The following is a 22083-nucleotide window of genomic DNA, read 5'->3' on the forward strand; positions in this document are numbered from 1 at the left end:
GTGTGGTGCCCCCGTATCGGGCATCGTGTCCGGATCGTGGCGGCCGTATGGGCACGCTGGGGCTCCGGGCGGGTACCGTGTGCGCTGGCCTCGGCGGCGGCCCGCCGGGGGCGCACCCACCCACCCTGCAGGGAGTCGACGTGAGCGAGCGTGTGGAGAACCGGTCGGCGGGCCAGGCCCCGGCCACCAAGGCACAGCGGCGGCTGGCCGCCCAGCTGGCCGAGAAGAAGGCAGCCGAGGCGCGTCGCCGCCGGCAGTCGATCCTCGGCGCGGCGGTCGGCGTGCTCGCGGTGGTGGCCCTGGTCGGCGGCCTGGTCTGGCTGAACAGCGGGGACGACGACAAGACGTCCACCGCCGGCTCCTCGGCCAGCCCCACCGCGCCGGCCGAGCCCACCGCGGCGCCCGCTCCGGAGCTGCCCGCCGGTTTCGACCCGGCGCTGAAGACCAAGCCGACAGTGCAGGCCGGTACCGGCGAGCTGAAGAAGCTCACCGTCACCACCCTGGTCAAGGGCACCGGCCCGGCGGTGAAGGCCGGGCAGAACATCACCACGAACTACGTGGGCGTGTTCTACAAGGACGGCAAGCAGTTCGACGCGTCCTGGGACAGCGGCCAGCCGGCCACCTTCCAGATCGGCGTGGGCCAGGTCATCAAGGGCTGGGACCAGGGCCTGGTCGGCGTGCCGGTGGGCAGCCGGGTCCAGCTGGACCTCCCGGCCGAGCTGGCGTACGGCAACGACGCCGCGGGCGGCCGTCCGGCCGGGCCGCTGCGCTTCGTCGTCGACGTGCTGGCTGCGCAGTAGATCACTCCGGGCTTCCGTCCGGTCACCCAGCGGCAGTAGGTTCATGGTCACCACGGGCGGCACGTTCGCCCGTGGTGATCTGCCCACCGACGCGGAGGTGCACGTGGCGGCGCTGGACGAGTCCGGGGTGACCCGGCAGATGTGGACGCTCTACGAGCCGGTCCACGCGGTGACCTACTTCCACCCCCGGGCCCGGGCCGCGTTCGAGGCGGTCGGGCTGCGGGGCTACTGGCGCGGCTACTTCGCCGGCCGGGCCGCGCCGCTCGGGCCGGTCGACGCGCCGACCGTCACGGCCTCCTTCTTCAGCTTCGCGCCGGCCATGGTGGCTCGCGCGCTGCCCTCGGTGTGGCGCCTGGCCACCCCGGAGGAGACGCTGCGGGCCCGGCTCACCGGTGGCGTGCAGGCGCTCGCCGAGTTCACCTACGAGCTGCCCGAGTCGCACCTGGTCGAGGCCGCCGGCCTGCTGGAGGAGGCGGCCGGCCGGGTGGACGTCGCGGGCCGGGTGCTCGGCGCGGTCAACGCCGCGCTGCCCCGGGGCGAGTACCCGCTGGCCCGGCTCTGGCAGGCCGCCACCACGCTGCGCGAGCACCGCGGCGACGGCCACGTGGCGGCGCTGGTGACGACCGGGCTGGAACCGGCCGAGGTGGTGGCCTGGCGGTGCCGGGTCGACCAGTCCCGCGAGTTCCACCAGCCGGCCCGGGGCTGGACCGACGAGCAGTGGACCGCCGCCGAGCAGCGCCTGGTGGACAAGGGCTGGCTGACCGCCGACATGGACCCCACGCCGTACGCCACGGAGACGTTCCGCGTGGTCGAGGAGGCCACCGACCGGGCCGCCGCGGGTCCGTGGCGGGCGCTGGGCGCGGAGCGTACCGGCCGGCTGCGGGAGCTGCTGGAGCCGATCGCGACGCGCTGCCGCACGATCATCCCGGCCAAGGCCCCGATCGGCCTTCCGGCTCAGCGTTCGGCCGGAGCGGCGCTGCCACGGTGAGTCCGGCCGCCGGCTGGGGCAGGATGGTCGACGTGGTGGACGCGGTGCTCTTCGACCTGGACGGCGTGATCGTGGACTCCGAGCCGGTGTGGGAGGAGGTCCGGCGGGCGTACGTGGCCGAGCACGGCGGCGTCTGGCAGCCGGACACGCAGCGCCGGCTGATGGGCATGAGCACCGCCGAGTGGGCCGAATACCTCAGCGGTGAGCTGGGCGTCGACAGGTCGGCCGAGCAGGTCGCCACCGAGGTGGTGACCGAGATGGCCCGGCGGTACGCGCAGCACGTACCGCTGATCGACGGCGCGGACGCGGTCGTGCGCCGCATCGCCGCGCGGTGGCCGCTGGGGCTGGCCAGTTCCTCACCGACCCGGCTGATCGCGGCGGCGCTGGACGCGACGGGCCTGGCCGGCGCGTTCGGCGCGACGCTGTCGACCGAGGAGACCGCCCGGGGCAAGCCCGCCCCCGACGTGTGGCTCGCGGTGGCACAGCGGCTGGGCGTCGACCCGGCCCGGTGCGTGGCGGTGGAGGACTCGTCGAACGGGGTCCGCTCGGCGGCCGCCGCCGGGTGCCGCGTGGTGGCGGTGCCGCACGCGTCGTACCCGCTCGACCCGGACGCCGAGGCGCTCGCGGCCGTGCTGCTCCCCTCGATCGGCGCGCTCACGCCCGAGGTGGTGGCGGGGATCGACTGAACCACCCACCCGCCGCCGCCACCCGGCCTACGGTCGGTGACATGAGGGCTGTGGTGTACGAGGGGCCGCACGAGGTGGCCGTCAACGAGGTCGACGACCCCCGGATCGAGGATCCGAACGACGTGGTCGTCCAGGTCACGACGACCGCGATCTGCGGTTCGGACCTGCACATGTACGAGGGACGGACGGCCGCCGAGCCGGGCATCGTGTTCGGCCACGAGAACATGGGCGTGATCGTCGAGACCGGGCCGGGCGTGACGAGCCTGCGCGTGGGCGACCGGGTCTCGATGCCGTTCAACGTGGCGTGCGGGTTCTGCCGCAACTGCCGGGAGCAGCGCACCGGTTTCTGCCTGACGGTAAACCCGGGCTTCGCCGGCGGCGCGTACGGCTACGTGTCGATGGGGCCGTACCGGGGTGGGCAGGCCGAGTACCTGCGGGTGCCGTTCGCCGACTTCAACTGCCTGAAGCTGCCGCCGGGCACCGAACACGAGAACGACTACGCGATGCTCGCCGACATCTTCCCGACCGGCTACCACGGTGTGGCGATGACCGGGCTGCGGCCGGGCGAGAACCTGACAGTGATGGGCGGCGGGCCGGTCGGGCTGATGGCCGCGTACTCGGCGGTGCTGATCGGGGCGTCCGAGGTGTTCGTGGTGGACCGGGTGCCGGACCGGCTGCGGCTGGCCGAGTCGATCGGCGCCACAGCGATCGACTTCAGCGCGGGCGACCCGGTCGAGCAGATCCGGGACCGGACCGACGGGGTGGGGACCGATCACGGCGTGGACGCGGTGGGATACCAGGCGTCCGCGCCCAGCGGCGAGGAGCAGCCGGCGCTGGTGCTGAACACGCTCGTGGAGGTGGTGCGCGCGACCGGGGCGATCGGCGTGGTCGGGCTCTACCTCTCGGCGGACCCGGGCGCCCCGGACGAGCACTCCGCCCGGGGTGAGTTGCTGTTCAAGGTGGGCAAGCTGTTCGAGAAGGGCCTGCGGATCGGCACCGGGCAGGCGAACGTGAAGACGTACAACGCGTACCTGCGGAACCTGATCACGGCGGGGCGGGCGACGCCGAGCTTCGTGGTGAGCAAGGAACTGCCGCTGGACGCGGCGCCGGAGGCGTACCAGCGCTTCGACCGCCGCGAACCGGGCTACTCGAAGGTCGTGCTCAAGCCGGCCGCCTGACGAGCCGTCGTACGGTGGCCGGGTGCGCCCGGGCCGAATGTTCGGGCGGCTGCCGGGTAGCGCACCCGGGAGGACGGCGGAGGGACGGCGATGAAGGCGATCGTGTACGAGCGCAGCGGGGACGCCTCGGTGCTCCAGGTGGTCGAGCGGCCGGTGCCGGAACCCGGACCGGGCGAGGTGCTGGTCCGGATGGCCGTGTCGGGGGTGAACCCGACCGACTGGAAGGCCCGCCAGGCGTGGCCGCTGCCGGCCGGCTGGCAGATCCCGCACCAGGACGGCGCCGGGGTGGTCGAGGCGGTCGGTGAGGGCGTGGACCGGACGCTCATCGGTGAGCGGGTCTGGGTGTGGGAGGCGGCGTGGCAGCGGCCGTGGGGCACCGCCGCTGAGTACACGCTGGTCCCGGTCCGGCATGCGGTGCCGCTCGGTCCGGCCTCGTTCGACCTGGGCGCGGCGCTCGGCATCCCGTTCATGACCGCGCACCGCTGCCTGACCGCCGGCGAGTTCATGCCGGACAAGCTGCACGCCGGCGCGTTGAGCGACCACGTGGTGCTGGTGCAGGGCGGCGCGGGGGCGGTGGGCAACGCGGCGATCCAGCTCGCCCGGTGGGCCGACGCGTGCGTGATCACCACGGTGAGCAGCCCGGAGAAGGCGCAGCTCGCGGCGGCGGCGGGTGCCAGCTTCGTGATCAACTATCGCGAGCAGGACGTGGTCGAGGAGGTCCGCAAGGTCGCGCCCGACGGGGTCCACACGATCGTCGAGGTGTCCGCCGCCCGCAACGCCGCCGCCGACGTACGGATGCTGCGCACCGGCGGGGCGGTCTGCGTGTACGCCGACGACGGCGGTGGCGAGGTGACGTTGCCGATCCGGCCGCTGATGGGTCCGAACGCCCGCTGGCAGTTCGTGCTGATCTACACCGCGCCGAAGGTGGCGAAGGCGCAGGCGGTCACGGACATCGCGGCGGCGGTGGCGCAGGGCGCGATCCGGGTCGGTGAGGAGGCGGGGCTGCCGCTGCACCGGTATCCGCTGGCGGAGGCCGCCGCCGCACAGCAGGCGGTGCAGGACAGCGTGGTGGGAAAGGTGCTGGTGAGCACCGCCGACGAGTAGGCGACCGGATTTCCCCGACAGCCGGACAGACGCGAACAAGTTTCGCAACAATGACGGTGCGGGTCACCCCGTAACGGACGGGCGGCCCCGGCGCGGTGCGAACGCCGGGGCCGCCCTCTGGGAGGAATGTCCGTTGGGAACGCGTTCCTACCCGTGTAGGCGACGGTACGCCGCGAAACGTTACGACGCGGTCAGTTCCCGCACGTCGAGCCCGCCGTCGGCGTACCGCGAGCGCACCACCTTCTTGTCGAACTTGCCGACGCTCGTCTTCGGCACCGCGTCGATGAACGCCCAGCGCTCCGGCAACTGCCAGCGGGCCACCGAGCCGGCGAGGAAGTCCCGCAGTTCCTCCGCGGTCACCGAGGCGCCCTCGCGGACCACCACAGTGGCCAGCGGCCGCTCGTCCCAGCGCTCGTCAGGTACGCCCACCACGCACGCCTCCAGCACCGCCGGATGCGCCATCAGGGCGTTCTCCAGCTCGACCGAGGAGATCCACTCCCCGCCCGACTTGATCACGTCCTTGGCGCGGTCGGTGAGCGTGATGTAGCCGTCCGGCGAGAGCGTGCCGACGTCACCGGTCCGCAGCCAGCCGTCCCGGAACTTCTCCTCCTCCGGGGCGTCGTCGCCGATGTACCGGGCGGTCACCCACGGCCCGCGTACCTCCAGCTCGCCCACCGACGTCCCGTCGGCGGGCAGCGGCTCGCCCAGCGGCCCGACGATCCGCGCGGTCACACCCGCCGGGACGCGCCCCTGCGTGTAGCGGTAGCGCCAGGCGTCGTCGCCGGTCGCGCCGGCCGGTGCCCGGGAGACCGAGCCCAGCGGCGACATCTCGGTCATGCCCCAGGCGTGGATGACGTCGATGCCGTACCGGTCGTGGAACGCGTGCATCAGCGCCGGAGGGCAGGCCGATCCGCCGACGATGACCTCCTTCAGCGAGGAGAGATCCACCTCGTGCGCGTCCAGGTAGGCCAGCAGGTCGTTCCAGATGGTCGGCACCGCCCCGGCGAGCGTGGGGCGCTCGGCGGCGATCATCGCGGCGATCGGCTCGGCCTGGAGGAACCGGTCCGGCATGATCAGCGAGGCGCCGGAGAGGAACGCCGCGTACGGCAGGCCCCACGACATCGCGTGGAACATCGGCACGATCGCCAGTTCCCTGTCGTTCGGGCCGAGCCCGAAGCCCTCCGGCATGCAGACCTGGAGCGAGTGCAGGTAGATCGAGCGGTGCGAGTAGGCGACGCCCTTGGGGTTGCCGGTGGTCCCGGAGGTGTAGCAGAGGGCGGCGGCGTCACGCTCGTCCACCTCCGGCCAGTCGAAGTGGTCCGGGCGGTCGGCCAGCAGCGCGTCCCAGTGGTGCACTGTGATCCGGTCGCCGGCCGCGGCCAGCAGCGGCGCCGGGCCACCGCCGCCGACCACCACCACGTGCGCCACGGTGGTCATCTCGCCGATCACCCGGGCGAGCAGCGGGATGAGCGTGGTGTCGACGAGGACCACCCGGTCCTGCGCGTGGTTGGCGATGTAGGCGACCTGGTCGGGGAAGAGGCGGATGTTGAGCGTGTGCAGCACCGCGCCCATGCTCGGGACGGCGAAGTAGGCCACCAGGTGCTCGTTGTTGTTCCACATGAACGTGCCGACCCGCTCGTCGCCGGTCACCCCGCACTCGTCGCGCAGCGCGTGGGCCAGCCGGGCGGCGGCGCGGCCGACCTCCGCGTACGTCATCCGGCGGGGTTCGGCGCCGGTCCAGGTGACCACCTCCGCCGCGCCGTGCACGGTGGAGCCGTGTTCGAGGATCCGGGCGACCTGGAGAGGGGCATCCATCATCGTGCTACGCATGGGTAACAACGTAGTGGCGGCGGTCACATCTGCGGAACCCCCCGGAATCGCCGAGGTGATCACGGATGATGCGTAGATTGTCCGGGTGAGCATCTCGTGGGCCGACTCGTACGTGGGGCAGCTCCGCGCCCTGGCCGGTGACCGCACCCTGATGTTCGTCGGCGCCCGCGCCGTGGTGCGCGACAACGCCGCCCGGGTGCTGCTGATCCAGCGTTCCGACAACGGCCAGTGGGCCCTGCCGGCCGGTGCCATGGAACTCGGCGAGTCGATCGCCGACTGCGCGGTCCGGGAGGTCCGTGAGGAGACCGGGCTGCGGGCGCTGCGGGTCAGCGCGTTCGCGCTCTACACCGGCCCGGACCGCACCCACACCAACATGTACGGCCACACGTACCAGGTCTTCACCACGGCGTTCCGGGTCGACGAGTGGGACGGCGAGCTGGCCCGGTTCACCGACGAGACCACCGACTCGGGCTTCTTCCGCCCGGCGGACTTCCCGCACCCGCTGTCGTCGAGCGTGCACGAGACTCTCGCCGACCTCGACGTGTTCGAGCAGACCAACCGACTGATCCTCAAGTAGCCGCCGGTCACAGCATCGTCTGCGACTTCGCCTCCATGTCGGCGGCGGCCTCGTCCTTCGACTCCTTTGTCAGCGGCTTGCCGCCGGGCGCGGGCGCCTTCCCGCCGAGCGGGTCGGCACCGCCGGTGGCACCCTGCGGGCCGGTGCCGCGCAGCTGAAGGTTCGGCATGGCCAGCGTGACCAGCACGGCGATCACGGCGATCAGCCCGGTGGTCAGGAAGACCAGGTGCAGCGACTCGACGAACGCGGCCTGGACGGCGGCGCGTACCGGGGCGGGCAGCGCGAGGATCGCCGCCGGGTCGTTGATCGAGAAGTCCCCGCCGGCCGTCACTGCGGCCCGCTGCTCCGGCGGGAGCTGCGCCAGCGCACCGGGCAGCCGCGCGGACATCTCGGCGGTGAGCCGGGACGACAGCACCGCGCCGAGGATGGCCACGCCGAACGATCCGCCGAGCGACCGGAAGAACGTCGCAGACGAGGTGCCCGCACCCAGGTCGCGGACGCTCACCGCGTTCTGCACGGCCAGGATCAGCGACTGCATGCACAGGCCCAGCCCGACGCCGATCACCACCATGTAGCCGAACGCGAGCCAGAGCGAGGTGGCCACCTGGAGCTGCTGGAACAGCAGCATGCCGACCACCAGCACGGCCGCGCCCGCCACCGGGAACCACTTGTACCTGCCGATCCGGCTCATCGCCCGGCCGGTGAGCACCGAGGTGACGATGACGCCGGCCATCATCGGCAGCATCAGCAGACCGCTGCGGGTCGGCGAGGCGCCCTTGACGATCTGGAGGTAGAGCGGGATGAAGATGATCGACCCGAACATCACCAGACCGAGCACGAAACCCGCGCCGTTGGCGAGCGCGAACGTGGCGCTGCGGAACAGCCGCAGCGGCAGGATCGGCTCCCTGGTCCGGGCCTCCTGGACGACGAACAGCACGCCCAGCACCGCGCCCGCGGCGAACAGCCCGACGATCACGCCGGAGCCCCAGGCGTACTCGGCGCCGCCCCAGCTCAGCGCCAGCAGCAGGCAGCTCACGCCGGCCACCAGCAGTGCCGCGCCGATCCAGTCGACTGTGTGCTCCCGCCGCTCGAACGGCACCAGCCGCATCACGTGCCAGCAGACCACGATGGCGAGGATCGCCAGCGGCACGTTGATGTAGAAGATCCACCGCCAGTTGTTCTCCGCGAAGTAGCCGCCGACCAGCGGTCCGGCCACCGACGACACACCGAACACGGCACCGAACAACCCCTGGTAGCGGCCACGCTCCCGGGGCGACACCACGTCCGAGATGATGGTGAACGCCAGCGTCATCAGGCCGCCCGCGCCCAGGCCCTGCACGCCCCGCGTGACGATCAGCTGGGTCATGTCCTGCGACAGCCCGGCCAGCAGCGAGCCGAGCAGGAACATCCCGATCGAGAACAGGAAGACCGGCCGGCGTCCGTACAGGTCGGCCATCTTGCCGTACAGCGGCGTCGAGGCGGTCGAGGCCAGCAGGTACGCGGTGACCACCCACGAGTAGTGGTTGATGCCGCCCAGCTCGCCGACGATGGTCGGCAGCGCGGTGCCGACGATGGTCTGGTCCAGCGCCGCCAGCAGCATGCCGGTCATCAGACCGAACATCAGCAGGCGGATCTGTCGGGCGGGCAACGCGGGACGGGCGGCCTGGGCGGTCATCCCGCTTCCTATCCCACCGGGGGCGGATCATGCCCCCGGTGGGCGTACGAGTTTCATCGGGCGGCGTGCCGCCCCTCGGCGAACTCCTCGACGATCTTGGCGCAGAACGCCGGCAGGTCATCCGGCTTGCGGCTGCTGACCAGCCCGTTGTCGGTGACGACCTCCTGGTCGACCCAGTTCGCGCCGGCATTGGTGAGGTCGGTGCGCAGGCTCGGCCAGGAGGTGATGGTGCGGCCCCGCACCACGTCCGCCTCGACGAGCGTCCACGGGCCGTGGCAGATCACGCCGACCGGCTTGCCCGCGTCGAAGAACGCCTTGACGAACCGGACCGCCTCCGGGTCCGTCCGCAGGAAATCGGGGTTCGCCACGCCACCGGGCAGGACCAGGCCGTCGTACGCCCCGGCGTCCGCCTCCTCGGTGGTGACGTCGACCTGGTACTGCTTGCCGTGGTCGAGGTGGTTGAAGGCCTGGATCGTGCCGGACTCGATGGAGACCAGCTCGACCTGGGCGCCGGCGTTCTCCACCGCCTCCCGGGGCTTGGTGTACTCGACCTCCTCGACGCCGTCGGCGGCCAGGAAGGCGATGCGCTTGCCCTGAAGTGTCGCTGCCATGCTGTTCTCTCCTCTCCGGGGTACGTCTGAGACGGTTCCCCCGCCCGATGCCGCGAAACCGGACGCATCGGGTGGCCCGCGTCGCACCAAGGTTTGGCCCGACTGCCCGGGGGGATCCGCAGAGGCATGGCAGGAGCAGCAGCGGAAGAGCGCCGGCTGGCCACCGTCGTGGCGAGCTGGCAGCAGCGTCCCGTGCTGGTCGTCGGGGACGCCATGCTGGACGAGTGGCGGTTCGCCGAGTCGGAGCGGCTCTGCCGCGAGGCGCCCGCGCCGGTCCTCACCCTGCGGCGGCGGATCTCCGCTGCGGGGGGCGCCGCCAACACGGCGGTGAACGTGGCGGCGCTCGGCGGCCGGGCCGCGCTGGTCGCCCCGGTCGGCGCCGACGTAGCCGGCGACGAGCTGCACGACTGCCTGGACCGGGCAGCGGTCTGGGACCGCACGGTGAGCCAGCCCGGCCGGCCCACCCCGGTCAAGCGGCGGATGCTCGCCGGCAACCAGATCCTGCTCCGCGAGGACTCCGGCGGTCCGGAGGACGGGCTGGACGCCGACGGCGTGGCCCGCCTGCTGACCGCGCTGCACTGCGCCACCGAGGAGCTGCGGGCGGTGGCCGCCGGGCAGCCGCTCACGCTTGTGGTCTGCGACTACGGCCTGGGCGCGCTGCCGTCGGCGGTACGCGCCTGGCTGGTCGCCAACCGCGACCGGTACGGCACCGTGGCGCTCGACGCGCACGACCTGGCCGACTGGCGCGGGCTGAACCCGACAGTGGTGACGCCGAGCTTCGCCGAGGCGACCCGGCTGCTGGCCCGCGCCGCCGCCGGGTTCGCGCACGCCGAGCGGGGCGCCGTCCCCAGCGGTGACGTGCACCTGAACCACCCGGCGGAGGCCGACGGCCCGTCCGAGCTGATGGTGGGCGCCGCGCCCGGCGGGTCCGGTGAGCGCGTACCCGGCAGCCCGCACCCGACCTCCGGTACGCCCGCAGCCGAGGTCCCCGCCGGCCCGACCGGCGAACCGGTGCCGGGCGAGGAGCGGGTGGCGCTGACCGGCGACGGGCTGAGCGTCACCGGGACCGGCGTGACTGTGAGCGCGGCGGCCGGCGCCGGCGTGGACCGGGCCGTGCTGGCCGAGTCACGCCTGCCCGAGCTGCGCGAGCACACCGGCGCCGACGTGGTGGCGGTGACCCTGGACACCGAGGGCGCGGTGGTCGGCGGCGCCGAGGGCGAGCCCCGGCGCAGCCACAGCACCCCGGTTCCGGCCAGTCACGCGGTGGGTGCCGGGGACGCGTACCTGGCGGCCATGACGCTGGCGCTCGCCGCCGACGCGGGCCTGCCCACCGCCGCCCAGCTCGCCCAGCTCGCCGCCACCATCACTGTGGCCGACACCGGCACCTGCGTGTGCCGCCGGCAGGACCTGCTGGCCGCGCTCGGCACCGGCGCGGACGAGGGCGGGCATCCGGCGCTGGTCGGCGCCGACGAGCTGGCCGCCCTGGTGGACGAGCACCGGCAGGCCGGGCGGTCGGTGGTGTTCACGAACGGCTGCTTCGACGTGCTGCACCCGGGGCACGTCCGCTACCTGACCCAGGCCCGCGCGCTCGGCGACCTGCTGATCGTGGCGGTCAACTCGGACGGCAGCGTACGGCGACTCAAGGGCCCGGACCGGCCCGTCAACCCGGTCGAGGACCGGATCGCCCTGCTGGCGGCGCTGGCCTGCGTCGACCACGTGGTGGTCTTCGAGGAGGACTCGCCGGCCCGGCTGATCGAGGCGGTCCGGCCCGACGTCTACGTCAAGGGCGGCGACTACCCGCCGGAGATGGTGCCGGAGGCGCCGCTGGTACGGCGGCTGGGCGGGCAGGTGCGCACGCTCGGGTACGTGCCGGACCGCTCCACCTCGGCGATCATCGACCGGATCCGCGCCCACCCGGTCGGCGACACGGTCGGCGAGGGCAGGCCGGCGTGACCCGTCCGCTCGACCCGGGCACGCCCGGACGGTTCCGGCACCACCGGCGGCTCGACGTGCTGATCCCCACCCGCAACCGGCCCGCCGAACTGGCGGTCACGCTGTCCGGGCTGGCCGCCCAGGAGGGCGTACCCGGGTTCGGGGTGGTGGTCAGCGACCAGTCCGACGGCGATCCCGCGTACGCCCACCCGGCCGCCGCCACGATGGTGCGGGCGCTGCGGCACCGGGGGCATCCGGTGCTGCTGACCCGGCGGCTGCCCCGTCGCGGCCTGGCCGAGCACCGGTCGTACCTGCTGGCCCAGTCGGCGGCCGACGCGGTGCTCTGCCTCGACGACGACGTGTGGCTGGAACCGGGCGCGCTGTCCCGCCTGGTCACCGCGCTCGACGAGTTGGGCTGCGGGTTCGTCGGCAACGCGGTGCACGGCCTCTCCTACGCCGACGACGTCCGCCCGGAGACGCACCAGCACTACGAGGAGTGGACCGGGCCGCCGGTGCCGGAACGCATCCAGCCCGGCACGCCGGAGTGGCACCGGGCGTCCATCCACCCGGCGGCGAACCTGCTGCACGTCACCGAGAAGCTCGACCTGGCGGCGGACGAGTGGCGGGCGTACAAGATCTCCTGGATCGGCGGGTGCGTGCTCTACGACCGGGCCAAGCTCGTCGAGGCCGGCGGCTTCGACTTCTGGGAGCGGCTGCCCGAGCGGCACCAGGGCGAGGACGTCGCCGCGCAGCTCGCGGTGCTGGAGCGCCACGGCGGCGCCGGGGTGCTGCCCAGCGGGGCCTATCACCTGGAGTCGCCGACCACAGTCACCGAACGCGACGTGGAGGCGTGGGAGGTCGTGCTCAGCGAGTCGCCCGCGGAGGTGTGAGCAGCTCGCGGGCCGCCTCGACCACCTCGGCGACTGGTACGTCGGCCACGAACGACACCCGGTGCGGGCACTCGCCGTCGCCCGGCCGGTGCGGGTAGATCCCGGGTGTGCAGTCGACGCCGCAGACCGGGCAGTGGGTGGTCCAGGCGGCGATCGGGCGGTGCCGCCCGCGCAGCGGCGACGCCCCGTTGATCAGGTTGCCGACCCAGAAGACACCCACTGTCGGCGCTCCCACGGCGGCGGCCAGGTGCAGCGGGCCGGTGTCGTTGGAGACCACCAGCGCGCAGTCCGCGTACGCGGCGGCGAGCGCGCCCAGGCTGAGCGTGCCGACCTGGGGACGCACCGGCACCCCGGCCGCCGCCACCACCGCGTCGACCGTCTCCTGCTCGGCCGGGGTGCCGGTGACCAGCACCTCGTACCCGTCTCCGGTCAGCTCGCGGGCGACCTCGGCGAAGCGTTCCGGCGGCCAGCGCCGCCGCGTGTCGGTGGCGCCCGGGTGCAGCGCGACCCGCGGCCGGGTGGGTTCGCCGAGCACGGCGGCGGCCTCCGCCCGGTCGGCGGCGGTGACCGCGAGCGACGGGGTGATCGTGGTGGCGGGCGCGCCGACCAGGGCGGCCACCTCCAGGTAGCGGATCACCTCGTGCTGGTAGTAGACGTAGCGCAGCCACCGGTCCAGCGGCGGCGCGCCCTCGGCCCGCAGACCGGCGGTGACCCGGGCGCCCAGCCCGGCCACGAACGGGTTCGAGTTGCCGCCGCCGCCGTGCACCTGCAACGCCAGGTCGAACCGTTCGGCGCGGGCGGCGGCCAGGAACGCCGGGACGTCACCCGGCGACTCGCCGGGCCCCGGGTCGCGGATGCCGGGCGCCGCCGGCACCACCAGCACCCGGTCCACCGGGCCGGGCCGGTCGCGCCAGAGCGCCGCGTGCCACGGCGCGCCGAGCAGCACGATCTCGGCCGACGGGTACGCGGACCGCAGCGCGTCCAGCGCGGGCAGCACGAAGATGAAGTCACCGAGCGCGTTGGCGCGCAGCACGGCGATCCGTTCGACGTCAGGGACGCGCTCGCCCACCGGCCCGAGCGCCGACGGCTCCAGGTCGCGGCGCGGCGAGCGGGAGTCAGGCGGGCTGGTCACGCGGCCCCTACGGCCTGTCGATCTCGTCGAGCGCGGTGTCCGGGTGGTGCAGCTCCCGGTCCGCGGCCGGGTCGGCGGGCATCGGCGTACGGTCGGCGCCCGGTCGCGGGCCGGTCCGGCCGACGGTGATGGTGCGCGGCGCGGGCCGGGTCGCCCGGGGCAGGCGGACCCGGAGCAGGCCGTGGTCCATCACCGCGTCGATCCGGTCCGGGTCCACGCGGGACGGCAGGTCCACGCGGTACTCGAAGCCCCGGGTGGTGAACCCGCCCGGGATGCCGTGGTCGGCGTTCACCTCGGCCTCCGACCGGGCGCGTACGCACAGCTCCCGGTCGTCCAGCTCGACGGCGACCTCCTCCGGCGCCACGCCGGGAAGCCGGACGACTACCTCCCAGCCGTCGGCCGTCTCGGCCAGATCCACGTCCTGGCTGCCGGAGCGTCCGCCGACCAGCCGGCTCAGCTCGGAGCGCAGCGACTGGAGTTCGCCCATCGGATCCCAGCCCTGCTGGCGACCACGCCAGCCCCGTCCGCTGCCCTGTTCCGTCATCGCGCGTCTCCGATCCGCTGTGTCGCCGAGGAGGGTCGCAGCGAGCTGGGCGCGTTGAGATCGTGCTCCGGGTCGACGCCGACACCGAGCCGGTCCACCAGTTCGCCACCGAGCCACGCGCTCACGCCGAGGATCGCCAGGGCGACCACCTCGATGGCGACGAGCGCGCCTCCGGCCGCCCGGGAGTCGGCGTTGAGCCGGACCGCCCAGACCGCGGCGAACAGCAGGATGACCGCCACGTTGGCGGCGGCGTGGGTGACACCGACCCGCTTGGCGCGGGTGCCGGCCGGCAGGGCGAGCAGGTCGAACGCCCCCGCCGCCGCGGCCAGCAGGCCGCCGATCAGACCGACGGTGATGTTCCAGTACGCGACCTCGGCCAGGAAGCCGGGCCCGCCCACGGTGTCCACCACGTCGAAGATCACCGCGGTCACGAAGAGCGCCACCGGGAACATCACGAGCATCGGATGCACGGGATGGCCGAGCACCTTGAGTCGGCTCTCCATCTCGGCCTCCATCCGTCGCGTCCGGACGCACGCTGCGAACCGGTCCCTACCCGCCGGCTCCGGGGGCAAACCCGGCGCTCGACGCGCTCTCCTAGGCTGACAGTGGCGGATCACGGCCCGTCGCGGGCCGGAACCGTCGTCGAGGTCAACGGACGGGGGAGGAAGACGTGACGACCCGGGAGATCACCAGCGAGGCCGAACTACGCGAGCTGATCGGCACACCGATGCCGCGAGCGGCCGCCAAGGACCGCCGTACGCTGCACGAACGCGACCGGGAGTGGCTCGCCGCCTCGCCGTTCTGCCTGATCGCCACCGCCGGCGCGGACGGCACCTGCGACGTCTCCCCCAAGGGTGACCCGCCCGGTTTCGCGCTGGTGCTCGACGACACCACGATCGCGATCCCGGAGCGGCCCGGCAACCGGCGGGCCGACGGCTACCGCAACGTCCTGGCCAACCCGCACGTCGGGTTGATCTTCCTGATCCCCGGCCGCACCGACACGCTGCGGATCAACGGCCGGGCCCGGCTGATCTCCGACGCGCCGTGGTTCGCCGACATGGAGGTGAAGGGCCACCGGCCGCTGCTCGCCGTCGAGGTCGCGATCGAGCAGATCTTCTACCACTGCGCGAAGGCGTTCCTGCGCTCCGAGCTGTGGCAGCCGGAGACCTGGCAACCGGACGTGTTGCCGACGCGGGCCCGGCTGATCAAGGAGGTGGAGGCCCCGGCGGAGAGCCTGGCCGACCTGGAACGCCACTACGGCCCGGCCTACCTGGAGACGCTCTACCGCTGACCCCGTCGCCGGCGGCCGGCACCGAGCGTTGCGCTCGCGTCAGCGCCGGGCGTTGCGCTTGCGTTTGCCCCGGCCGGTGTAGCCGCGACCGTCTCCGACCGGCGTCGGCGCCACCCGGCGCGGCCGGTCGCGGCGCGCCGCGTCGTGGCTCGCCCGGCCGGCGCGGTCGCCTGGTCGGGCGGCGCGCCGGATGCGGGACAGCGTCAGCACCACCCCGGCGCCCAGGGCGAACAGCCCGACCACACCGAGTACGCCCTGCACCCGCCCGCGATGCCCGCTGAGCTGCCCGAAGTCGGTGACGAAGTCGTTCGGGTCCGCCGGGTTGACCCAGATCGGCACCTCGGTGCCCGCGGCCCGGCACACCTCGAAGCAGGGCACCTCCTGCGAGTGCGTCCGGCCGTCGACCGCGTAACTGAAGTACATGGTGCGCGACGAGGAACTCCGGTTGCCACCGCTCTCCGTCACCTGGTCGACCACCGTCGCCTGTGCGGGCGTACCCCGCTCGCGCAGCGTCACCCCCCAGTCGTCGAGCGCCATCTGGGTATGGAACGGCAGCCAGAGCAGGGCGCCACCGGCGACCGCCAGCAGCACGTACGCGAGGCTGAGCCAGAGCGGCCGACGCATGATCACGCCGCCATCGTGGCCGGGCGCCGCAACCCCGGCGACCTACCCGGCCGGGGTGAAGCGCGCGGGCACGCCGACGTCGGACAGGGCACGGGCGAGGTGCGGCGCGGTCGTCTTCACGTACGCCGCGCCGATGTGCGAGCCACCCCGGTAGATGAGCACGTTCCCGAACACCACAGGGCACCTGTCGGTCGGGCAGACGGCGTCGAACAGGTCGATCATCTTGACCTTCGGCGCGCCCGCGACCGCCTGCCGCTGCATCCGGTAGGCCGGGTCCTGGTCGTGCTTCTCCCTGTCGAACGCGCAGGCGGACAGGCGCTTGCGGTTCTTGTCGGCGCACGCCACCGCCGCGCCCGGATGCGGGTTGTTGGCGAGGACGACGACCTTGGTCCCCACCGAGTCGAGCTTCTTCCACGAGGCCCGTACGCCGGACACCATCGCCGCGACGGTGGCGCGCTCACCCCCGCTGTCCAGGGCCGTCGACGCCGACTGCGAGGTGACCACGTAGTCGGGGCGCTCCTGCACCAGGCGGTCCAGCAGCGCACGGTTCCACTCGATGCAGTCGGTGTACGGCTTGCCGGACCCGTCGCCCTTGAGCACCTGGGCGCTGGTGAAGGCGCATCCCGCCTTCGCCATGATCAGCAGCTTCCAGTCGTTCTGGGCGGCGAGCACCTGGAACGCGGGCAGCCACTGGTCCATCTTCGAGTCGCCGACGAGCGCGACGGTGGTGGACCCGTTCGGAACGCCGTACGTGCAGGACAGCACCTCGGCGCCCTCGACCTGCTGGAAACACTTGTCCCGGTTGGTGTCCGGCACGTCCATGAAGCCCTGCCGGATCTGCAGCGGGTCCGGCGTGATCGCGTCGAACCGCTCCGGGACCGGGCCGATCGGCGCCGTGCCGGGCGCTGTCGACAGCAGCGCCGCGCCCGGGGCGTACCGGCCCTTGGTCGTGGTCGCGGCGGCGGCCCACGCGCCCATCAGCACCAGGACCAGACCGGCGCAGATGCCGGCGAGCGTGAAGTTGCCGCCCAGGCTCAACGCCAGACGCGGCGACGTGGAGATCTTCCGCGAGTACCGCAGCGGGTTCTCGACCAGCCGGAAGGTGAGCCAGGCCGGGATCACCGAGGCGAGCGCCACCACCAGGCCCTCGGTCACCGACAGGTCACCGAAGTGCGCGGCGGCCACCACGAGCATCGGCCAGTGCCACAGGTACAGCGAGTACGACAGGTCACCGATCCACTGGAACGGACGCATGCCGAGCACCAGCACCGGCCCTCGGGAGCCGGCCGCGGCACCGGCCGCGATCACCGCCGCCGTGCCGAGCGTGGGCAGCGCCGCCGCGTACCCCGGCCATGCGGTCTTCCCGCTGACCAGCAGCGCCGCCGCCACGATCGCGGCGAGGCCGAGCCACCCGAGAACGACAGCCACCGACCGGGGCATCCGCGCGGCGCGGACCGCCAGCAGCGCGACCGCCGCGCCGACCGCGAGCTCCCACAGCCGCGTGGTGGAGACGAAGAACGCGCGCTCGGGCGAGTTCGCCGTCTCGACGATCGACCAGACGAACGACGGCACCGCCAGCACCGCGAGACCGACCCACAGGACCGGCCGTACGTTCGCCCGCCGGAGCCTGCGCGCGGCGAGGATGGCCAGCACGATCAGCAGCGGCCAGAGGAGGTAGAACTGCTCCTCCACGGCGAGCGACCAGAAGTGCTGGACCGGCGACGGCGCGACGTCCTCGGCCAGGTAGTCGACCGCGCGGTCGGCGAACCGCCAGTTGACGACGTAGGTCGCCGCGGCGGCGATGTCGCCGCCGATGACCTGCCACTCACCCCGGGGTACGAACAGCCGGACCGCGACGGCGGTGGCCGCCAGCACCACAGTGGCCGCGGGCAGGATCCGCTTGGCCCGGCGCGCGTAGAAACCGGTGAGCGAGACCCGTCCGCTGCGCTCGATCTCCGAGATGAGCTGCCCGGTGATGAGGAAGCCGGAGATCACGAAGAAGACGTCGACGCCGACGAAGCCACCGGGGATGAACGGCAACCCGGCGTGGTAGAGCAGCACCAGCCCCACCGCGACAGCCCGGAGCCCGGCGACGTCTGCCCGGAACCGGCTCGGCGTCGCCTCCCTGCCCGGCTCGCGTCCGGTCGCCGTGCCGGCCGGTTCCTCGGCGGGCGAACCTTCCCGATCGGCAACTTTCGTCAACGGCGGGGAAGTCATCGCGATCCTCAAACTCTGCGGGCTGGGGGCGAGGGAACGATAGCGGCTGGTCACTCGGCGGGACAATCGCGCCGCGTCACCACCTCACCGGCGCGTGACCTCGAACCCGGATGCGGTTGAATCGGCTGCGTGGCGAAGACCCTGACGATCACCACCCGCAACGCGAGCTTCCAGCAGTGGCAGGCGCTGCTGACCAACCGCACCAAGCGGCAGCGTTCCGGGGAGTTCCTGGTCCAGGGGGTGCGCCCGATCACGGTGGCCCTGGAACAGGGCTGGGAGATCCGTGCCCTCCTCCACCCGGACCGGCAGCCCCTGTCCCGCTGGTGCCGCGACCTGCTCGACCGCTCCGACGCCAGGCGGGTGGCCCTCGCGCCGGAGCTGATGCGGGAACTGAGCGGCAAGGAGGAGGAGTCACCCGAACTGCTCGCAGTCGTGGCGCAGCCCGCTGACGACCTGGCCCGCATCCCGGTCGGGCCGGCCATGCTCGTGGTGGTCTTCGACCGCCCCAAGACCCCGGGCAACATCGGCACGCTGATCCGCTCCGCTGACGCCTTCGGCGCCTCCGGCGTGATCATCACGGGCCACGCCGCCGACCCGTACGACCCGAAGGCGGTCCGGGCCACCACCGGGTCGCTGTTCGCCCTACCCGTGGTGCGCGTCCCCAGTCACCGCGACGTCCTGGACTGGGTCGCCGCGGTGCGCGCGGACGGACTTCCGCAGGTCCAGATCATCGGTACGGACGAGCACGGGGACGTGGACGTCGCCGAGCACGACCTGACCGGCCCCACTCTCCTGCTCATCGGCAACGAGACGCACGGGCTCAGCAAGGGCTGGCAGGAGGCCAGCGACCGGATGGTGCGCATCCCGATCGTGGGGGCGGCGAGTTCCCTGAACGCGGCGGCGGCCGGGACCGTGGCGCTGTACGAGGCCGCCCGGCAGCGCGCCGAGCGCCGGTAGCGGTTGCGCCGCCACCGGACGCCCGACGCTCCCCTGTCCGTCGTCGTTCTCCCCTACCCGGACGGGCGGGTGGACGCCCGCCCCGCGACCGCCTGCCGATGGGCCGCACTGCCCTCCCGATAGAACAGGTAGCCGCCGTGGTGCAGGACGTCGCCGTCGAACCGGCCGTCGGCGGTGAACCCGCTGTCGTCCCAGTAGTCGATGTGCTCGCCGGTCACCTCGTACCGGCCGGTGTAGGCGCTCGCCCGGTCGCCGCGCGCCTCGTCGTACCGGCCGTCGGGCAACAACTCCTGCCGGATGTGGCCGTCGGCGGTGACCCACATCCCGACGTACGGATGAAGGGCCTCGGAGACCGAGGGCCGCGCCGGCGTCGCGGACGGGGCGGCCTGCGGTACGGGCGGTGTCTCCGTGCCGCAGGCGGTGAGCGCCGCCGTCAGGAGGACGGTGGCGGCCTTGCGGTGGCTGGTGCCGGACATCTGTGTGGATTCCATGAGTCCACGGTGCGGAGTACGGCCGGTCGCAACCAGGGTGCGTCACACCCCGGCTGAGCCTCCTGGCGGCCGACCGCCCGCGGTTATGTTGGGGTGGTGGACGGCAGCAATCCGCTCGGCGAGTTCCTGCGCGCCCGGCGTGAGACGACCAGCCCGGCGGAGGCCGGCATCGTCTCCTCGGGCCGGCGCCGGACGCCGGGTCTGCGGCGCGAGGAGGTCGCCCAGCTGTCCGGGGTCAGCGCCGACTACTACGCCCGCCTGGAGCAGGGGCGGGAACAGCACCCGTCGGAACAGATGCTGAACGCCCTGGCCCGCACCCTCGGACTCGACGCCGAGGAGGCGGCGCACCTGCACCTGCTGGCCAGGAGCGGCCGCAAGCCCGCCCGCAGGGGTACGCGGGAGACCGTCCGGCCGAGCCTGCTGCGCCTGATGGACGGCTGGCTGCACACACCCGCGCTGATCGTCGACCGCAGGATGGACGTGCTGGCCGCCAACCGGCTCGGACGCGCCCTGTTCGCCAAGCTGTTCGAGGCCGACGAGCCCAACCTCGTCCGGTTCGTCTTCCTCGACTCGGCGGCCCGTTCCTTCTATCCCCACTGGGACCGGGTCGCTCAGTCCAGCCTGGGCGCGCTGCGGGCCGCCGCAGCCGACATGCTCGACGACGCGCGGCTCACCGAACTGGTCGGGGAACTCTCGCTGAAGAGTCCGGAGTTCCGCCGGCTGTGGGCCCGCCACGACGTACGGGGAAAGACGCACGAGGCGAAGCTGTTCCACCATCACGACGTCGGCGAGCTGACCCTCACGTACGACTCCTTGACCGTCGCCGGGGCGACGGGCCAGCAGCTGGTCGTCTACCAGGCCGAGCCCGGCAGCCGGTCGGCGCAGGCGCTGGCGCTGCTGGGCACGGTGGCCGCCGACCTGCCCGCCCCGGGCAGAAGAACTCGGGCGGCCTCGTAACGGCGTCTACGGCCGACACGCTAGCGATGATCCCGACTGTTCTCCTGATGGGATTTTCCAGCGACGCTAGGACGATCATCCGATGCGACAGGAGCATCCGCAGCGCGTACCCGACCCCACCGACCGGCCCGGTGTCGAGGGCAGGTGGGCGGTCGCCCGCTGGCGGCGCGCCCTTGCGGTTCTCGCGCCGATGGTCGCAGCGGTGCTCGGCGCCGCGATGGCCACGCAGTGGGAGGTCGGCGGCGGCCGAGCCGTCAGCTCTCTCCCCGCTCCGGCGCGATGGATGGCCGAGAACCTGCCGTTGTTCGACGGTGGGGAGCCGGCCTGGATCTGGCGTGGTCCCTTCTTCGTGTCGGTGCTGCTGACGCTGCCGCTCGTCTGGACGGTGACGGGCCACGCCACCGCGACGCCTCGGCGCCTCACGAGGTACGGGCTCCTCGCCGCGGCCATCGCGATCGGCCTGGAATACAACAGCCCCGGATACGGGTGGATGTTCGACCTCGTGGCCCTGCTGACGGCGCTGGCGGGCACCGTCTGGTGCGGGCTGCAGGGGCTGCGTCGCGGTGTGCTGCCACGCCGCGTCGCGTGGGCGCTCATCGCGGCACTGCCGTTGACGCCACCGGCCGGCTTCCTCACGTTCTGGTACCTGCCGCCTGGCCTGACCATGGGCGTACTGCTGGCCTGGGCGGCTGCCGCCGGCTGGCCCGGCCGGTCGAAGCAGCCGCGGCGCGGACGATTTACGGACCGGCACCCGTCGGCGGAGGGGCGATCGCCCTCGGGGAAACGGCGAAGCCCAGGTCGATGACCTGGGCTTCTGTACCGAGCCGCCTGACGGAATCGAACCGTCGACCTACGCATTACGAGTCTGTCGCGGCCTGGTGGCCGTTGTGGCCCTGGTCCCCGCCGACCTGCCGCCGCGGTCCGGCCGAGTCCGTCGCCGTTCGCAGGCTTGGCTGCTCGCGTGGCTGCTTCGGCCGGCGCGACGCTAATGTTTCGGGAGTCTCATGAGCGGATGGGAGCGACCCACGCGCGGGCACACAACACGGCAGCCTGCTTCTATATCGCTCTGCCTGGTCTAGCAGGTACCAGAGGTGCGGCCAGGGGGACCAGGAGTGATGGACTGTGCGTCGATGGGCGGCGAGAAGCTCAGCACCTGCCCGAGAGTCGCGTATCGAGTGATGCCACACCTCAAGGACCCAGCGTCGGGGCACGACTTTGCGACGGACGTACAAGCCGAGGGTGTCGTACATGCCGACCGCCCGGTTCATCAGGTAAAAGTTCTCCGAACGATCGTCGGGGAGCTGCTGCGATCTTCCGGCATCAAACAGGAGCCGCCGCCCCTGCTGTATCTCGGGGGAGATGAGCTGCTCGTGCATGTACCTGTAGGCGTCCCGACGCTGTTGACTCCGCTGCACGAGAACTGTGCTCAGTGACAGGCCCACAGCCAGGGTCGCGATCACGACACCGAGTAAGTCCTTGTAGGTATTCACCCACTCCATCAGGCCAACGTAGAGACGGAAGGCAACAAGCCCGCCTCTGACAGACACCAAGCCATCTCGAGGGCTCTCGGTGTCTCGCTAAAACTCTGGGTGGTCATCA

Annotated in this window: 22 protein-coding genes; 13 read left to right on the top strand and 9 right to left on the bottom strand. The window is 72.8% G+C overall.

Annotated elements, in window-relative coordinates; all coding sequences use genetic code 11:
• Positions 1-47 precede the first annotated feature (47 nt).
• The 5 genes from BFV98_RS16930 to BFV98_RS16950 all read left to right on the top strand — a co-directional run bounded on the left by BFV98_RS16930 (position 48) and on the right by BFV98_RS16950 (position 4756).
• Positions 48-800 carry an FKBP-type peptidyl-prolyl cis-trans isomerase gene (locus tag BFV98_RS16930; RefSeq protein WP_013473608.1) on the top strand — a complete coding sequence of 251 codons (753 nt, stop codon included), beginning with the start codon at positions 48-50 and terminating at the stop codon, positions 798-800.
• A gap of 139 nt (positions 801-939) precedes the next feature.
• Entirely contained in the window at positions 940-1788 is an 849-nt protein-coding gene (locus BFV98_RS16935; RefSeq protein WP_176921775.1) for a hypothetical protein, read from the top strand.
• A gap of 32 nt (positions 1789-1820) precedes the next feature.
• On the top strand, positions 1821-2474 hold the full coding sequence (locus BFV98_RS16940; protein WP_013283685.1) for an HAD family phosphatase: 654 nt from the start codon (positions 1821-1823) through the stop codon (positions 2472-2474).
• A 41-nt stretch (positions 2475-2515) separates the two neighbouring features.
• Positions 2516-3652: a glutathione-independent formaldehyde dehydrogenase gene (locus BFV98_RS16945; protein ID WP_030274411.1), complete on the top strand. Its 1137-nt coding sequence runs from the start codon at positions 2516-2518 to the stop codon at positions 3650-3652.
• A gap of 90 nt (positions 3653-3742) precedes the next feature.
• The gene (locus tag BFV98_RS16950) at positions 3743-4756 is read left to right on the top strand and encodes an NADPH:quinone reductase (RefSeq protein ID WP_013283683.1); all 1014 of its coding nucleotides are present in this window, start codon (positions 3743-3745) and stop codon (positions 4754-4756) included.
• Positions 4757-4936: 180 nt separating this feature from the next.
• Here BFV98_RS16950 and BFV98_RS16955 read toward each other — a convergent pair whose 3' ends face one another.
• Entirely contained in the window at positions 4937-6571 is a 1635-nt protein-coding gene (locus BFV98_RS16955; protein ID WP_176921776.1) for a fatty acid--CoA ligase, read from the bottom strand.
• Positions 6572-6671: 100 nt separating this feature from the next.
• On the opposite strand from BFV98_RS16955, the gene BFV98_RS16960 reads away from it, so the two are divergent.
• Entirely contained in the window at positions 6672-7163 is a 492-nt protein-coding gene (locus BFV98_RS16960) for an NUDIX domain-containing protein (protein ID WP_013283681.1), read from the top strand.
• A 7-nt stretch (positions 7164-7170) separates the two neighbouring features.
• On the opposite strand, the gene BFV98_RS16965 is transcribed toward BFV98_RS16960, so the two are convergent.
• Together BFV98_RS16965 and BFV98_RS16970 are read right to left on the bottom strand one after the other, a co-directional pair.
• Positions 7171-8838 carry an MDR family MFS transporter gene (locus BFV98_RS16965; RefSeq protein WP_071097027.1) on the bottom strand — a complete coding sequence of 556 codons (1668 nt, stop codon included), beginning with the start codon at positions 8836-8838 and terminating at the stop codon, positions 7171-7173.
• Positions 8839-8891: 53 nt separating this feature from the next.
• Positions 8892-9449 (bottom strand): type 1 glutamine amidotransferase domain-containing protein, encoded by a 558-nt coding sequence (locus tag BFV98_RS16970; RefSeq protein ID WP_030274416.1) that lies wholly within the window; start codon positions 9447-9449, stop codon positions 8892-8894.
• A 126-nt stretch (positions 9450-9575) separates the two neighbouring features.
• Here BFV98_RS16970 and rfaE2 point away from each other — a divergent pair, with 126 nt between their 5' ends.
• Both rfaE2 and BFV98_RS16980 read left to right on the top strand, forming a co-directional pair.
• Entirely contained in the window at positions 9576-11402 is a 1827-nt protein-coding gene (gene rfaE2 / locus BFV98_RS16975; RefSeq protein ID WP_071097029.1) for a D-glycero-beta-D-manno-heptose 1-phosphate adenylyltransferase, read from the top strand.
• Positions 11399-12271, top strand: coding sequence for a glycosyltransferase family 2 protein (locus BFV98_RS16980; protein ID WP_013283677.1), 873 nt, complete (start codon positions 11399-11401; stop codon positions 12269-12271). The genes rfaE2 and BFV98_RS16980 overlap by 4 nt, the downstream gene beginning before the upstream one ends.
• Here the strand turns inward: BFV98_RS16980 and BFV98_RS16985 are convergent.
• From BFV98_RS16985 to BFV98_RS16995, 3 genes are read right to left on the bottom strand one after another with little or no spacing between them, the layout of a single operon-like run.
• Positions 12246-13403 carry a glycosyltransferase family 9 protein gene (locus tag BFV98_RS16985; RefSeq protein WP_013283676.1) on the bottom strand — a complete coding sequence of 386 codons (1158 nt, stop codon included), beginning with the start codon at positions 13401-13403 and terminating at the stop codon, positions 12246-12248. The genes BFV98_RS16980 and BFV98_RS16985 overlap by 26 nt on opposite strands.
• Before the next feature lie 7 nt (positions 13404-13410).
• Positions 13411-13947 carry an Hsp20/alpha crystallin family protein gene (locus BFV98_RS16990; RefSeq protein WP_030274419.1) on the bottom strand — a complete coding sequence of 179 codons (537 nt, stop codon included), beginning with the start codon at positions 13945-13947 and terminating at the stop codon, positions 13411-13413.
• Positions 13944-14450 (bottom strand): DUF2231 domain-containing protein, encoded by a 507-nt coding sequence (locus BFV98_RS16995; protein WP_013473600.1) that lies wholly within the window; start codon positions 14448-14450, stop codon positions 13944-13946. The genes BFV98_RS16990 and BFV98_RS16995 overlap by 4 nt, the downstream gene beginning before the upstream one ends.
• Positions 14451-14617: 167 nt before the next feature.
• On the opposite strand from BFV98_RS16995, the gene BFV98_RS17000 reads away from it, so the two are divergent.
• On the top strand, positions 14618-15238 hold the full coding sequence (locus BFV98_RS17000) for a pyridoxamine 5'-phosphate oxidase family protein (RefSeq protein ID WP_013473599.1): 621 nt from the start codon (positions 14618-14620) through the stop codon (positions 15236-15238).
• Positions 15239-15277: 39 nt separating this feature from the next.
• Here the strand turns inward: BFV98_RS17000 and BFV98_RS17005 are convergent, their stop codons facing one another.
• Positions 15278-15862 carry a DUF3592 domain-containing protein gene (locus tag BFV98_RS17005; protein WP_071098901.1) on the bottom strand — a complete coding sequence of 195 codons (585 nt, stop codon included), beginning with the start codon at positions 15860-15862 and terminating at the stop codon, positions 15278-15280.
• Positions 15863-15904: 42 nt separating this feature from the next.
• A complete protein-coding gene (locus BFV98_RS17010) occupies positions 15905-18079 on the bottom strand; it encodes an acyltransferase family protein (protein ID WP_071097031.1) in 2175 nt (724 codons plus the stop codon).
• A 129-nt stretch (positions 18080-18208) separates the two neighbouring features.
• Between BFV98_RS17010 and BFV98_RS17015 the strand changes: the two genes are divergently transcribed.
• Positions 18209-19036, top strand: coding sequence for a TrmH family RNA methyltransferase (locus tag BFV98_RS17015; RefSeq protein WP_013283670.1), 828 nt, complete (start codon positions 18209-18211; stop codon positions 19034-19036).
• 53 nt (positions 19037-19089) lie between these two features.
• On the opposite strand, the gene BFV98_RS17020 is transcribed toward BFV98_RS17015, so the two are convergent.
• Entirely contained in the window at positions 19090-19527 is a 438-nt protein-coding gene (locus tag BFV98_RS17020) for an Atu4866 domain-containing protein (RefSeq protein ID WP_236619346.1), read from the bottom strand.
• 96 nt (positions 19528-19623) lie between these two features.
• On the opposite strand from BFV98_RS17020, the gene BFV98_RS17025 reads away from it, so the two are divergent.
• The 3 genes from BFV98_RS17025 to BFV98_RS31940 all read left to right on the top strand — a co-directional run bounded on the left by BFV98_RS17025 (position 19624) and on the right by BFV98_RS31940 (position 21917).
• Complete coding sequence (locus tag BFV98_RS17025; RefSeq protein WP_036311684.1) at positions 19624-20484, top strand: helix-turn-helix transcriptional regulator; 861 nt, start codon at positions 19624-19626, stop codon at positions 20482-20484.
• A gap of 82 nt (positions 20485-20566) precedes the next feature.
• Positions 20567-21289 (top strand): hypothetical protein, encoded by a 723-nt coding sequence (locus BFV98_RS17030; protein WP_255368138.1) that lies wholly within the window; start codon positions 20567-20569, stop codon positions 21287-21289.
• 325 nt (positions 21290-21614) lie between these two features.
• Positions 21615-21917 (top strand): hypothetical protein, encoded by a 303-nt coding sequence (locus tag BFV98_RS31940; RefSeq protein ID WP_143025335.1) that lies wholly within the window; start codon positions 21615-21617, stop codon positions 21915-21917.
• Positions 21918-22083 lie beyond the last annotated feature (166 nt).

The organism is Micromonospora sp. WMMB235 (assembly GCF_001855515.1).
Lineage (GTDB): Bacteria > Actinomycetota > Actinomycetes > Mycobacteriales > Micromonosporaceae > Micromonospora > Micromonospora aurantiaca.